Raw genomic sequence first — 12,849 nt, 5'->3', positions numbered from 1 at the left:
CGCCCGGCCGTCAGAAGGGTTCGGCCGAAAGGAGCAGTGACACGTTCTGGCCGCCGAAGCCGAACGAGTTCGACATCACCGTGCGGATCGGCACGTCACGGGCGGCATTCGGGATCACGTCGAGCGGGATCGTTGGATCGGCTTCCTCGTAGTTGATCGTCGGCGGCAGCCGGCCGGTCTTCAGCGAGAGCACGGAGAACACGGCCTCCACAGCGCCGGCGGCGGTGATGGTGTGGCCGATCATGGACTTGTTGGAGGACACCGGGATAGAGGGCAGCGCCTCGCCGAACACGGCCTCGAGCGCCAGATACTCCATCTTGTCGTTTTCCGGCGTCGCGGTCCCGTGGGCGTTGACGTAGTCGATGTCCTCGATCGACATGTCGGCGTCCTTCAGCGCCTCGCGGAACACGCCGATGATGGACGAGCCGTCCGGCTTGGAGCGGGTGCGGTGGAAATCATCGGCGCGCTCGCCGATGCCCGACACGATGGCCAGCACTTCCGCACCGCGCGCCCTTGCGCTTTCCAGGCTCTCCAACACGAAGGCGCCGCCGCCCTCGGCGACAACGAAACCGTCGCGGTTCTTGGCGAAGGGCTTGGATGCCTTCTCAGGCGGCTCGTTCTGGCCGGTGAGCGCCGACAGAAGCGAGAAGCGGACCACGGTCTCCGGGTGAACCGAGCCGTCGGCGGCCAGGCAAAGCGCGGCATCGCAGTCGCCGCGCCGGATGGCTTCCACGCCGAGCTGGATGGAGGTGGCACCTGAGGCACAGGCGGTGGTCAGCGAGATCGGGGCGCCGCGGGTGCCGAAGCGGTCGGCGACGCGCTCCTCCACACCGGCGAAGGAGAAGGCGCGGTGCATGCCGACCCAGTCGCCGTTGCGGACACCTTCCAGCATCCGCTTCCAGCCGTCTTCCGTCTGACCGGCCTCATAGAGCGCGAGCCGATGCTCCCACTCCAGCTCTACCGGCGGTACTGCGATGAACAACGGGCCGGGAAAGTCGGTGTCGGAAAGGCCAGACTGGGCAAGCGCTTCCTCACCGGCGAGGACCGCGAGCTTCTCCGTCAGGGCCGGCGCGCAGAAATCGTCGATCTGAAGAAAGTCGATGGTGCCGGCAACGGTGGTGCGCAGGCCTTCTGTCGGGAAACGGGTGATCGTCTTCAGGCCGGAACGGCCGCTGGTCAGGGCGGCCCAGTTGTCGTCCTTGCCCTGGCCGAGCGAGGTGACAACGCCAAGGCCGGTCACGGCGACGATCGGGCGTCCCTTGTGGTCGTGGGTGGCGCTGGTCATGGTCACAATCCGATCCCTGGGCCGGCCGGTCCGATGCGGCCGGTCAGTCTTCCGACCCCAATATGGTCAGGCTTTCGCCGCGCCACGAGCCCCAGCCGGTGACGGCGATGGTTGCGGTCGCCTCCGGTGCATCTGTCTCCAGTGCATCGTCCGCGAACGGCGGATAAAAGGTCTTCTCGAACAGCGCGGCGGCGGCAAGCGCGACGCCGGCAGGAACCTGGGCTTCCATGCCGTGCCCGAGCACGGTTCCGGTGCCGCGCACGGCGGTGGGCCGTGCCTGCGCCATCGTCTCGAGCATCCGGCGCTCGAGGCCAAGGGCCTCGGGCGCGCCGCTGGTGCCGGACAGGATACCCACCGGGGCGTCTCCGGCGGCGGCGGCGAGATGGTCCACCTGGCGTGCGATGCGGGTCTCGCAGCGCTCTGATCCGTCACGGGGACCGCGGTCGGTGACCACGTCGTCGATGCGGGCGTAGATCCGGGCGCCGCGCGCCTCGGCGTGCTCGCGGCTCTCGATGACGAGGAAGGCGCCCATGGAGGCCGGCACCATGCCGCCGGTCTGGCCGGTGCGATGCCAGACGTCCGGCACGTTGTCGCCGGTCCACAGGCCGCCGGACATGGCCAGGAAGACGACCATGTCATAGCGTACAGCGTTATAGGCGCCGCCGACGAGGAAGAGGTCGTTCTGGCCGGCGCGGATCTGCCGCCAGGCCGTCTCAATGGCCATGGCACCGCCGAGTTCCTCGCCCATGAAGGTGCGCGACGAGCCGGTCACGTGGTGAACGATGGAGATGTTGCCGGCGAGCAGGTTGGACAATTGCGCTAGGAACAGCGTCGGGCGCAGGTCCGACATCAGCCGTTCGTTGAGGAACGCGCCGGTATCGGCCGCGTCACGCCAGCCCTGGACGACGTCGCCATCGACCGTGGCGTCGCGTTCGCCGCCGCCGGCCGCTACGATCAGGTTCATGCGTTCCAGGAACTCGGTCTCGCCGGCCAGGCCGGCGTCGCTCAGCGCAAGCCCGGCGGCATAGGTGCCGTAGCGCTGCCAGTTTTCCATCTGGCGCTGGTCGCCGCGCCGCGGGATCTGGGTCGAGAGGTCGACCTCGACCAGCGGATGCACGGGGTAGGGCGCAAAGGTCTCCGCGTCCACCCGCGGCCGGGGCGTCGCCTCGCCGGTCAGGAGGCTGATGTGCTGCTCAATCCCGTCGGCCAGCGGCGAAACAAGGCCAATGCCGGTAACAACGGCGTCGCGCGGATTGCCCGCCATCTCAGCCCACGCTCCCTGCCAGACCAATCGTCTCGGCCTGCTGGCGCATCATGCCCTCGAACTCCGGGGTCGGAAACGCCATGGTCTTGAAGGTGAGGGCGGCATCGCAGACGCGTTTGCCATCGACCGCGATCTTCGCGTCGGTGACGGAGAAGCCCGATCCGTCGTGGGCGAGGCTCGCGGTGATCACCAGCTTGGTCCCCGGCTCGATGAAGGTCCTGAGCTTGCCCTGCTTGACACCGGCAAGGAAGGGCATGCGCGTAAAGCCGTTGTGAGCGAGCACCAGATAGCCCGATGCCTGGGCCATGGTCTCGATCAGGAGCACGCCCGGCACCAGCGGGTGGCCGGGAAAGTGCCCCTCGAAGACCGTGCTTTCCATCGGCACGGTCGCTCGGGCTTCGATCGTCTTCGCCGCCTCGTCGTACGCCGAGACCTCGTCGATCATCTGGAAATATTCGAGACGCATGCGCCCGGGTCAGCCCTTGGCAGCAACCAGTTCGTCGATGCGGGCGCAGAGGTTCTTCAGCACGAAGTAATCCTCGGCCGCTGCGCTGCCGCTGTTGACTTCTTCGGTCCAGGATTCGAGCGGAATCTTGATGCCGAACTGCTTGTCGATCGCGAACACGATGTCGAGAAAGTCGAGGCTGTCGATGCCCAGGTCATCGATGGCGTGACTTTCCGGCGTGATGTTCTCGCGGGGGATCTCGCAGGTTTCGGAAATGATGTCCGCGACTTTGTCGAAGGTCGAATCCATCGAACGCTCAACTCCTTGCTGTCTTCGGGCGGCTGCCCGCTCGGTCGAACCCGGTTCGACCGGGGCACCCGACGCCTCACGCAACCACTTCAGCGGGACAGAGCGGCGGATCGGCGGGAAACGGATCGAAATCGGCGGTCTCGGTCGAGCCGGTCTCCGGGTGGTGAGGACCCGAATGGGGCGCGGTCGCGACGCGTCGGTCTTTGGACGGGTTCCATAGCACAAGTCGTGCGCGATGGAACACCTATGGAACCTGCGGGAACCCCGGCTTTCTCCGGGCTCCCGCGCGGTCGTTCTACTGCTGGCTCAAGCCGGAGAACAGCGTCGGCATGTCCAGCGGGCGGAAGCCGTAGTGCGAGAGCCAGCGTACGTCGGCCTCGAAGAAGGCGCGCAGGTCCGGCATCCCGTACTTGAGCATGGCGATCCGGTCGATGCCCATGCCCCAGGCGAAGCCCTGGTAGCGGTCAGGATCGAGGCCACAATTGCGCAACACGTTCGGGTGAACCATCCCGCAACCGAGGATCTCCAGCCAGTCGTCGCCCTCGCCGAAGCGAATCTCGCTGCCCGTGCGGCGGCAGCGGATATCCACCTCCATGGAGGGCTCGGTGAACGGGAAGAAGGAAGGGCGGAAGCGCATCTGCGCGTTGTCCACCTCGAAGAAGGCCTTGCAGAACTCCTCCAGGATCCACTTCATGTTGCCGATGGTGGCGTTCTCCTCGATGACGAGGCCTTCCACCTGGTGGAACATCGGCGTGTGAGTCTGGTCCGAATCACAGCGATAGGTGCGACCGGGAACGATGATACGGATCGGCGGCTCCGCCGTCTCCATGGTCCGGATCTGCACCGGGGACGTGTGGGTGCGCAGCAGGCGCCGCGTACCGTCCTCCTTCTCGTTGAAGAAGAAGGTGTCGTGCATGTCGCGGGCCGGATGGCCCTCCGGGAAGTTGAGGGCGGTGAAGTTGTAGTAGTCGGTCTCGATGTCCGGGCCCTCGGCAATCTCGAAGCCCAGGTCGGCGAAGATGGCGGTGAGCTCGTCGATCACCTGGCTCACCGGATGAACCCGGCCGGTCTCGATCGGCGCGGGACGTACCGGCAGGGTCACGTCGACGGTCTCCGCGGCGAGACGCTCGGCCAGCGCCTGGTCCTGCAGATGGGTCCGGCGGAGCCCGATGGCGTCGTTGATGCGGGTCTTCAGGCCGTTGACCGCGGGTCCAACGACGCGACGCTGGTCCGGATCCAGCTTGCCGAGTTCCTTCAGGCGCTCCGAAACGACGCCCTTCTTTCCGAGCGCGTGGATGCGAACCTCTTCCAGTTCGCCATCCGTGCCGGCCGCCGCGATCCGTGCGGTCAGGTCCGCTTCCAGCGCTGCCAGATCCTCGGGCATGGTGTCGGTTGCGGTGTCGGTCATCGTCGGTCCTTGTCGGCGCCGAATGGGGCGGGCGTGCGGCACACCCCAGCGGATAGCGGAAGGCGGAGGGCGCGATCGGTGTCGCGCGTTCCCGTCGGTCGGTCCGACCTATAGAAATCGCGAACGCATTCTGCAATGCGCCAGGCACGATCTGTCATGCGCGGGCTGGAGAAAGCGGCCGCGCGTTCCATTTCACCGAGCGCGTCGGGATTGCCGACGCGGAGCGAGAGCATGGTACGTGACAACCACATCCTTGCAGACGCCGGGCCAGCCGTTGCCTCCGATCACGCATGCCCGCCGCGTCCGGCTGTGGGTGGAGCTGGTGCTCCTGTTCGTGGTGGCCCCGCCCCTCGTCTTCCTGATCGCCCGTGAACTGAATGTCCGGGTCTTCGCGGTGATGGCGTTCGTCCTGCCGATCTTCGTGGTGCTCCTGATCGGCGACCGCACATTCTCCTGGCGCGCCACCTTCTGGGCGATGCCGCGGCTGCGCGATTTCGCGGCCGTCCTCGCCCTGTTCGCACCGCTCGCTGCGGCGCTGGCGCTGCTTGTCTATCTCACTCTCCCCGGCCGCTTTCTGTGGCTGCCGCGCCGCCTGACGGATCTTTGGCTGACCATCATGATCTTCTATCCGCTGGCCTCGGCTGCCAGCCAGGAGGTCATCTACCGGGTGCTTTTCTTCCATCGCTACGAGGTGCTTTTCGGCGGCCATCGCCATGCGATGATCGCCGCCAACGCGGTCCTCTTCGGCGCCGCGCACATCCTGTTCGGCAACTGGATCGCCATCGTGCTGACCGGCATCGGCGGCGTCCTGTTTGCCTGGCGCTACGAGCGCACCCGCTCCTTCTGGCCGGTCTGGCTGGAACACAGCCTCTATGGCAACCTGGTCTTCACCGTCGGCCTCGGGCGCTATCTCTACTCGGGAGCGTGATAGGGTTGATCCATCGTCATGCGGGCGTGACTTGGAGCGGTGAGCTTGGGAACCCAGGGAGGGGGCGTGATGCGAGCAATCAGATACGGACTGCTGGCCTTGATGCTGGTGGGGGCGGCATCGACGGCCCGGGCCATGGATGATCTGGATACGGTTCTCGAGCCCATCCGCGAGGAGTACGGACTACCAGCGCTTGCCGCTGCGGTGGTGGAGAACGGCGATATCGTTGCAGCGGGCGCAGTAGGCACCCGTGTCCATGGAATGGACATTCCGGTGGAGCTCGACGATCGCTTTCATCTCGGCTCCGACACCAAGGCAATGACGGCGACGATCGCAGGAACGATGGTCGAGGAAGGGTTGATCCAGTGGGACAGCACGGTCGGAGAGGTGCTGGGTGAGCGAATCGAAGGCATGAGCCCCGAGTTTGCCGCGATTACGCTGGCGCAGTTGCTCTCCCATTCGAGCGGGATTCCGACCGACACCGAAGAGATCGTGAACCTCTATTTCGGGCCCGAGGCGCTCGATCTGCCGCCGACGCAGGATCGGCTCCGCGTGATCGACGGCTGGAAGACCAATGTGCCGAAGGTGCCGGAAGGCCCGCCATTCCAGTACGCCAATCTCGGCTATATCACCGCCGGCGCGATGCTGGAGGAGGTCTCGGGATATCCCTGGGAGCAACTCATCACGGAGCGGATTTTCGACGCGCTCGAACTGGAGACCGCGGGCCTCGGGGGAACCGCGACCGATGGGCGCTACGATGCGGCGATCGGCCATGAGGTGCTTGCGGACGGGACCATCGTGCCCCGGCCCTGGGGGGCGTCAGCAGATGCTCCGTCCTCACTCGGCCCGGCAGGGACCGCTCACATGTCGATTCTGGATTTTGCCCGGTGGGCCGCCTGGAATGCAGGGGGCGGTAAGCGGGGACCTGCCATCGTCTCCCCGGAAACGCTGGCGGAAATCCAGCGCGCACATGTGCATACACCCCACCGCGAAAATCCTCCGCCCGGCACGCCCGGCGACGGTGACTACGGCTTTGGCTGGGGAGTCGTCGATTTTCCCGGATCGGATGGCCCGATTCTCGTCCACAACGGGTCGAACGGGATGAACATCGCCAAGATCCTGGTGGACCGATCGAAGGATCTCGGAATCGTGGTGGCGACGAACTTCCCGACCCGGGACGCCGACCGGGCGGCGGGGTATATCCTGGAGAAACTCTATAGCAGCTACCGCGTTGACTGACCGGCCGTCCCGGGAGGGAGCGAGCGGCGTCACGGGTGAGGCAGATGCGTCCGGAAATCCAGGGAATCGTCGAGACCGTTCTCTACACGGACGATGTCGACCACACTGCCGCTTTCTACGAGGGAGTGCTGGGCCTCGAGCCCGTCGCCAGCCACGGCGGCATGCGAGTCTTCAAGGTCGGCACCGCACAGAACCTGCTCCTGTTCGATCGCAAGGAGGCGGAAACTGACAAGCCTCTGCCGGGCGGACTGGTGCCGGGCCACCGCAGCGATGGTCCGGCGCATATCGCCTTTCATGTCTCGGTGGCGGATTTCGACAGATGGGTGGAGGCGCTGCAGGCAGCCGGCGTTCCGATCACCGGGCGGGTCGCGTGGCCGTCAGGCGGGCGAAGCCTCTATTTCGACGATCCGGCCGACAACGTCATTGAGCTCGCGACACCGGGCCTCTGGCCGAACTTCTGACGGTTCCCGCCGGACGCGCCCTCGCCGGGCGCCTGCGGCCCACCTGCGAAGCCTACGGCACACGCAAAGAGCCCGGCCGCACTTGGCAGCCAGGCTCCCTGGACGTTCGAGAAGATCGAGTAGGTGAGGGCGAAAGCCCTCAGCGCAGCTCGGCCGGCAGCGCGCCGCGCGCCTGGTCGAGAACCGCCTTGAACGCTTCCGGCTCGCTGTAGGCGAGGTGGGCCAGAACCTTGCGGTCGATCTCGATGCCGGCCTTGTTCAGGCCGTCGATCAGCCGGCTGTAGGTCATGCCGTGCTCGCGGGCCGCCGCATTGATGCGCTGAACCCAGAGGGCCCGGAACTCGCGCTTGCGGACCTTGCGGTCGCGGTAGGCGTACTGACCGGCCTTCTCCACCGCGGCGCGTGCCGTGCGGATCGTGTTCTTGCGCCGGCCGTAATAGCCTTTGGCGGCCTTCAGGACCTTCTTGTGCCGGGCGTGGGCAATCACGCCACGCTTTACGCGTGCCATCGTTCGATCTCCAAATGTCTCCAGGTCGTCTCCCGCGCGGTTGTCTGCCCGCACATGGGATTGCGACCCGTCTCGTCCAACGTCTCAATCGCCACCGCCATCCGGCGGGGGCAAGGCCCTACGCTCAGGCGTAGGGCAGGAACTTCTTGACGATCTTCGCGTCCTGGTCGGCGAGCACGGTGGTGCCGCGCGCGTTGCGAATGAATTTCGTCGTCCGCTTGATCATGCCGTGGCGCTTGCCGGCCTGAGCCACCTTCACCTTGCCGGTGGCGGTGAGCTTGAAGCGCTTCTTCGCGCCCGACTTGGTCTTCAGCTTGGGCATCTTCGGTGACCCTTGAGTTCAACGGTTCATTACAGCTCTGGGCGCGTCCCAGATAACTCGTGCTCGATCCGCCATCGCGTCGTCACCACCCGATCGGCGGGGTGCGGGCAACGGTCGGGCGGGCCGAACGTGTCTTCCGAACGCGGCGAGCCGTCGGCCGGTTCACCCGGATCCGCAAGCCAAACCTCTTTCGGACAAGCCAACACCGAGCGCCGACTGACCACCCGATTTCCAGAAGATCACGATCCGCTGGAACCAGGCAAACCGGCCGTCGCGCTCAGGCGAGGATCCCGGACCGGGCCAATGCGCCCGTTCGGAAGGCGCACGATATAGCCGCGCCTGAGCCGGATTGCAAGGAAGGCGGAGCGGGAAAAACCCGCGCGCGCGTCATTTCTCGTTCGGCAGCCGGAACGCAACCAGCGCGTCTCCCAGCCTGGGGCGCAGTAGAGCGCTGCCACCGGCGGCGATGACCAGATATTGCCGCCCGTCGCGCCTGGACACGAACGTCATCGGCGTTGCCGCCCCGTCAAAGGGGATCTCGTGCTCCCAGACCTGCTCTCCGGTCCAGATGTTGAACGCGCGGATTCGCGAATCCATCGTCGCGGCAATGAAGACGAGCCCGGTGGCCGTCGCAATGGGGCCGCCGATGTTCGGGCTGCCCCACGTCTCCGGTCCGGTGAGGCCGAATGCCAGCGGCACCTTACCGAGCGGCACCTGCCAGCGCGTCTCGCCGGTGTCGATGTCCACCGCCGTGAGCGCGCCCCAGGGCGGCGCGTTACAGGGCACGCCGAGCGGCGACAGAAGCACGCCACGCCGCATCATGTAGGGGGCGCCCTTCTGGCGGCCGAGTTCGCCCTCGCCCGCGGGATCCGCGTCGGCCGGGATGAGACGCACCCACTGGACGAGGTTCATGGCGTTGCCGACGATCAGCCGGCGCTCGGGGTCGACGGCGACGCCGCCCCAGTTGGAGCCGCCGCCATAGAACGGCATCTGAATGGAGCCGCGCACGCTCGGCGGGGTGAACAGCCCGTCGGCGCGGTGGCGCTCTGCCTCGCGCTTGCACCAGAGCCGATCGAGCGGGGTGATTCCCCACGCGTCGCGCGGGGCGAATCCCTGCCGGGCGATGGGCTTCGGCAGTACCGGGACCGGCTGCGTCGGGGCGCTCTGCTCGCCGTCCACGGTGCTTTGCGGCACTGGCCGCTCCCGCGTCTGGAACAGATAATCCCCGTTCGCCTTGTCGAGCACGAAGAGCTGACCGGTCTTGGTGGCCTGGACGATGGCCGGCTCACGCCGTCCGTCCCGCATCTGGTCGGCGACGACCGGCTGGGCTGGCAGGTCGTTGTCGAACAGGTCGTGGTGGATGAGCTGGCGAACCCAGATTTCCGATCCGGTGCGGGCATCGAGTGCCACAACCGCGTTGGTCGCGCCGAGATTCGGGGCCCGGTCGCCACCCCAGTAGTCGGGGCTGGGGGAGGAGGTGGGCACGAACAGCGTGGCCGTGTCCGGATCGACCGACATTGGCGCCCAGGCATTGGCGGCGCCGGAGCGGGACCGGTAACGGTCGGGAATCGGATTCCATGCCCAGGCTTCCTTGCCGGTGCGCACGTCGAAGGCGCGCACGATGCCGTCGGGCATGTCGGCATTCTGGTTGTCGCCGATGGCGGTGCCGACGATGGCAAGGTCCTCGAAGATCACCGCCGGGGAGGTGACGTTGACCACGCCCACCCCCATCGGCGGGAAGTCAGCGTTGAGGTCGATGACGCCGCCGGTGCCGAAATCGGGGCAGGGGGCGCCGGTGCGGGCGTCCAGCGCGACGAGGCGGCCGTCGAGAACCGGCGCGATGATGCGTCGCTCGCAGGCGCCGTCCTGCCCGCTCTCCCAGTAGCTGACGCCCCGGCAGATCAGCGAGTGCTGCTGGTTGTAGTCGCGCGGCAGTGGCGGGTTCGGCTCATAGTCCCATTCCACCGCCCCGGTCTCAGCCTCAACCGCGATGACGCGGTTGTAGGGCGTGCACACGTACAGGCGCCCGTCGGCATAGATCGGGTTGGCCTCGAAGGTGGTCTTCCGGGTGCCGTCCTCGCCGTTGGAAAAGTCACCCGTCCGGAGCGTCCAGGCGACTTCGAGCCGATCGACATTCTCTGGCGTGATCTGGCCTGCGCCGGAATACTGGCCGCCGCCCGGGGCGCCGCCATAGGTGGGCCAGTCCTGGGCCGAAGCGGGAACGGCCAGGGCCAGCGCTGCGGCGGCCAGCGTCAGGGATCGGTTCATCGGTTGCGCTCCCGCCGGGCCCGCCGCGCGGCGCGGGCGGCCGCGATGGCCGTCAGGAAACCGAGAAAGGCCGCGCCGGTTGCCAGCACAGCGGCCATGACCGCTGGCCCCATGGCAACCTGATCGAAGACGCCGTAGACCATCATGACGGTGACGGCGATGCCGAACACGAACCAGACGAAGAATCCGAAGGCGCACAGGGCGAGCATCAGCGGCCGACCCGGCAGGAAATGAAATGTTGCAGCGTCGCCTCCCCTGCGGCGCGCTGAGCGCACGCCGTCCGATCAGTGCCCTTGCCAATCTTTTTGGCCGGTAAGGCGCGATGTCAATCGCTGGACGCCGCTAGTCCTGGCGGCCTCCGGCGCGGCCCGTGGCTGCGGTCACTGCGCGGTGTCGGTGCCCGTCGCACTGGAGGCAATGCCCTCGAAGACCTTGTCCAGCTCGCCGGCGAGGGTCTCCAGCTTGCTGCCGCCTTCGTCCATGTAGGGGGCGAAGACGTGGCTGGGCGTCTTGTAGGAGAGGGTGGCGGTACGGTCGGCATTCTCCGTCACGTAGAAGCGGATCGGGGCCTCGATGCCGGCGGCAACGCTCGCCTCCAGCATGCGGCGGGCGTAGTCGTTTCGATAGACGCCGATCACCCGGTTTCCGGGGATCGTGATGCCCTGGCCCTTGGCGCCGTCGGAGGCGCTGGCCTGGGTGACCAGCCCCATCTTCGCGTCGGTAACGGCGGTGCGCGTCGCCTCCACGAGGTCCGTGTAGGACTGCTCGGTTTCGATCACGACCCAGCCCTCGCGCGGCGCGATCGAGCCATCGGCCAGCGCCGCGAGAGGCACCGCCATGGCGGCGATCATTGCGACGCTGGCGCCGGTGATGCGGTGGTGCAGCATGATGTTCTCCTCTGGGTCATGAGTCTGTCGCCGCCCTGACAGGAAAAAGCGGCGGATCGATGCCGAGCGCCCCGCGTGCCCAGGTGCCGGCGGCCGAGCCGATGAAACCGAACACCAGCCAGCCCCAGCCGTGCAGGCTGCCCGACACGATGCCGCCGACCAGGCCACCGATGTTGCAGCCAAAGGCGAGGCGGGCGCCGTAACCCATCATCAGCCCACCGGCGATGGCGGTCAGGGCGTCGCGCGGGGTGAGCCCCAGGGTGGGGGCGAACCGGCCCGCAAGGCCGGCTGCCAACATGGCGCCGGCGATAATGCCGAAATCCATGACCGAGGTGGCATCCGCGAACACGGAGCGGTTCACGGCGCCCATCTGGCCCGACCAGTAGGGCCACGCCTCGATGGGAACACCGAGCCCGTGGGCGATCTTGCCGCCCCACAGCGTGAAGCCCGAGGTGATGCCCCACGGGCGTCCAAGGATGAGGAAGGTGGCGATGCCGACACCCGCGAGCGCCAGGGCTCCGGTCGTGGTCGACCAGGGTCCGGCCATCCAGGAGCCGGTGGCGCGCGGCGGATGCATACGGCCTGCGCGACGCTCCAGGTTGAGGGTCAGGGCAGCAAGGCTGCCCAGGACGCCAACCGTCGCGAGGAAAGCCGGGAGCACGCCCCATGCGCTGACGAGGCTGGTGGCCGGCAGCGCTGGAAGAGCATGCCACCACGACAGGTTCGCAGTGGCCAGAAAACACCCCGCCACGAACGCGGCCAGCGTGAGGATCATGCGCGTCGAACCGCCGCCAAGCACGAAGAGCGTTCCGGAGCCGCAGCCGCCGCCGAACTGCATTCCGAGCCCGAACAGAAAGGCGCCCACCGCCGTGGCGACACCCAGCGGGAAGACGTACCCAGAGGTGCGCAGCCCCATCGCGTCGCCGTAGCCAATCAGGGGAAAGGCGACCGCCGCGGTCGCCACGATCAGCAACGCCTGCGCCCTCAGACCTTCCCCGCGCCGCTCCCGGACGAAGGCGCGCCAGGAACCGGCAAAGCCGAACGCGGCGTGATAGAGGGCGACGCCCGCCGCCCCGCCGACCAGGGCCGCCGTAGCGAGGCGCCACCCGCCTTGGGTCCCCGCCAGGAGCGCGATCGCGACGAGACCAGCCGTCGCCACGGCTATGACGGATACACGGCTTGGCGAGTTGGGACGGGGGCTTGCCAGCGACATGTCGGAGCCTGCGGGACGAATGCGTCGGCGGCGCGCGGGACTGGCGGGCCGGCATGCTTCCCACTATAGGCGGTGCGCAGGTCCGGATCGTCTCAACTGGACGTGACGCGCCCGCGAGCGATGCTCAACCCCGCTTGCGGCCGGAGAAGGCCGCGCCGATGGCCGTGCCGGCACCGATACCGACGGCGAGCCATATGGCTATATCGTCGGAGGCCACGCCGATGGCGGTTCCGACGCCTGCGCCGATGGCGATCCAGAGCCCCATCACGGATCCTTGCCTTTGCATCTTTTCACTCTCCTGGGTCCGCGTGG

The 12,849-nt window shown here is 67.3% G+C and carries 15 protein-coding genes; 3 read left to right on the top strand and 12 right to left on the bottom strand.

Annotated elements, in window-relative coordinates; genetic code table 11:
• Nucleotides 1-10: 10 nt before the first annotated feature.
• The 5 genes from C507_RS0105990 to pheS all read right to left on the bottom strand — a co-directional run bounded on the left by C507_RS0105990 (nucleotide 11) and on the right by pheS (nucleotide 4,711).
• Entirely contained in the window at nucleotides 11-1,285 is a 1,275-nt protein-coding gene (locus tag C507_RS0105990; protein ID WP_026318884.1) for a beta-ketoacyl-ACP synthase, read from the bottom strand.
• 43 nt (nucleotides 1,286-1,328) lie between these two features.
• On the bottom strand, nucleotides 1,329-2,549 hold the full coding sequence (locus tag C507_RS0105985) for a beta-ketoacyl-ACP synthase (RefSeq protein WP_018698760.1): 1,221 nt from the start codon (nucleotides 2,547-2,549) through the stop codon (nucleotides 1,329-1,331).
• A 1-nt stretch (nucleotide 2,550) separates the two neighbouring features.
• Nucleotides 2,551-3,015, bottom strand: a complete 465-nt coding sequence (locus tag C507_RS0105980) for a 3-hydroxyacyl-ACP dehydratase FabZ family protein (RefSeq protein ID WP_018698759.1) — start codon at nucleotides 3,013-3,015, stop codon at nucleotides 2,551-2,553.
• Nucleotides 3,016-3,024: 9 nt separating this feature from the next.
• A complete protein-coding gene (locus C507_RS0105975) occupies nucleotides 3,025-3,303 on the bottom strand; it encodes an acyl carrier protein (protein WP_018698758.1) in 279 nt (92 codons plus the stop codon).
• Between the two features lie 295 nt (nucleotides 3,304-3,598).
• Nucleotides 3,599-4,711: a phenylalanine--tRNA ligase subunit alpha gene (gene pheS, locus C507_RS0105970; RefSeq protein WP_018698757.1), complete on the bottom strand. Its 1,113-nt coding sequence runs from the start codon at nucleotides 4,709-4,711 to the stop codon at nucleotides 3,599-3,601.
• Between the two features lie 238 nt (nucleotides 4,712-4,949).
• Between pheS and C507_RS22710 the strand changes: the two genes are divergently transcribed.
• The 3 genes from C507_RS22710 (at nucleotide 4,950) to C507_RS0105955 (ending at nucleotide 7,339) form a co-directional block, all read left to right on the top strand.
• On the top strand, nucleotides 4,950-5,639 hold the full coding sequence (locus C507_RS22710; protein ID WP_169508951.1) for a CPBP family intramembrane glutamic endopeptidase: 690 nt from the start codon (nucleotides 4,950-4,952) through the stop codon (nucleotides 5,637-5,639).
• A gap of 69 nt (nucleotides 5,640-5,708) precedes the next feature.
• Nucleotides 5,709-6,878: a serine hydrolase domain-containing protein gene (locus C507_RS0105960; protein ID WP_040400644.1), complete on the top strand. Its 1,170-nt coding sequence runs from the start codon at nucleotides 5,709-5,711 to the stop codon at nucleotides 6,876-6,878.
• 44 nt (nucleotides 6,879-6,922) lie between these two features.
• The gene (locus C507_RS0105955; RefSeq protein ID WP_018698754.1) at nucleotides 6,923-7,339 is read left to right on the top strand and encodes a VOC family protein; all 417 of its coding nucleotides are present in this window, start codon (nucleotides 6,923-6,925) and stop codon (nucleotides 7,337-7,339) included.
• A 139-nt stretch (nucleotides 7,340-7,478) separates the two neighbouring features.
• Here the strand turns inward: C507_RS0105955 and rplT are convergent, their stop codons facing one another.
• From rplT to C507_RS23235, 7 genes are all read right to left on the bottom strand, one after another.
• Nucleotides 7,479-7,847 (bottom strand): 50S ribosomal protein L20, encoded by a 369-nt coding sequence (gene rplT / locus C507_RS0105950; protein WP_026318882.1) that lies wholly within the window; start codon nucleotides 7,845-7,847, stop codon nucleotides 7,479-7,481.
• A 124-nt stretch (nucleotides 7,848-7,971) separates the two neighbouring features.
• On the bottom strand, nucleotides 7,972-8,169 hold the full coding sequence (rpmI, locus tag C507_RS0105945; protein WP_018698752.1) for a 50S ribosomal protein L35: 198 nt from the start codon (nucleotides 8,167-8,169) through the stop codon (nucleotides 7,972-7,974).
• A 387-nt stretch (nucleotides 8,170-8,556) separates the two neighbouring features.
• A complete protein-coding gene (locus tag C507_RS0105940; protein WP_018698751.1) occupies nucleotides 8,557-10,437 on the bottom strand; it encodes a pyrroloquinoline quinone-dependent dehydrogenase in 1,881 nt (626 codons plus the stop codon).
• Complete coding sequence (locus C507_RS0105935) at nucleotides 10,434-10,646, bottom strand: hypothetical protein (RefSeq protein WP_018698750.1); 213 nt, start codon at nucleotides 10,644-10,646, stop codon at nucleotides 10,434-10,436. The genes C507_RS0105940 and C507_RS0105935 overlap by 4 nt, the downstream gene beginning before the upstream one ends.
• A gap of 171 nt (nucleotides 10,647-10,817) precedes the next feature.
• Nucleotides 10,818-11,324, bottom strand: coding sequence for a DUF302 domain-containing protein (locus C507_RS0105930; protein WP_018698749.1), 507 nt, complete (start codon nucleotides 11,322-11,324; stop codon nucleotides 10,818-10,820).
• A gap of 16 nt (nucleotides 11,325-11,340) precedes the next feature.
• Nucleotides 11,341-12,537, bottom strand: a complete 1,197-nt coding sequence (locus C507_RS20500; RefSeq protein WP_040400642.1) for a YeeE/YedE family protein — start codon at nucleotides 12,535-12,537, stop codon at nucleotides 11,341-11,343.
• 124 nt (nucleotides 12,538-12,661) lie between these two features.
• Nucleotides 12,662-12,823, bottom strand: a complete 162-nt coding sequence (locus tag C507_RS23235) for a glycine zipper domain-containing protein (protein ID WP_169508950.1) — start codon at nucleotides 12,821-12,823, stop codon at nucleotides 12,662-12,664.
• Nucleotides 12,824-12,849: the final 26 nt, after the last annotated feature.

Origin of the sequence: Amorphus coralli DSM 19760 (assembly GCF_000374525.1) — a bacterium.
GTDB classification, from domain to species: Bacteria; Pseudomonadota; Alphaproteobacteria; order Rhizobiales; family Amorphaceae; genus Amorphus; species Amorphus coralli.
This window is presented reverse-complemented; position numbering and strand designations above follow the sequence as displayed.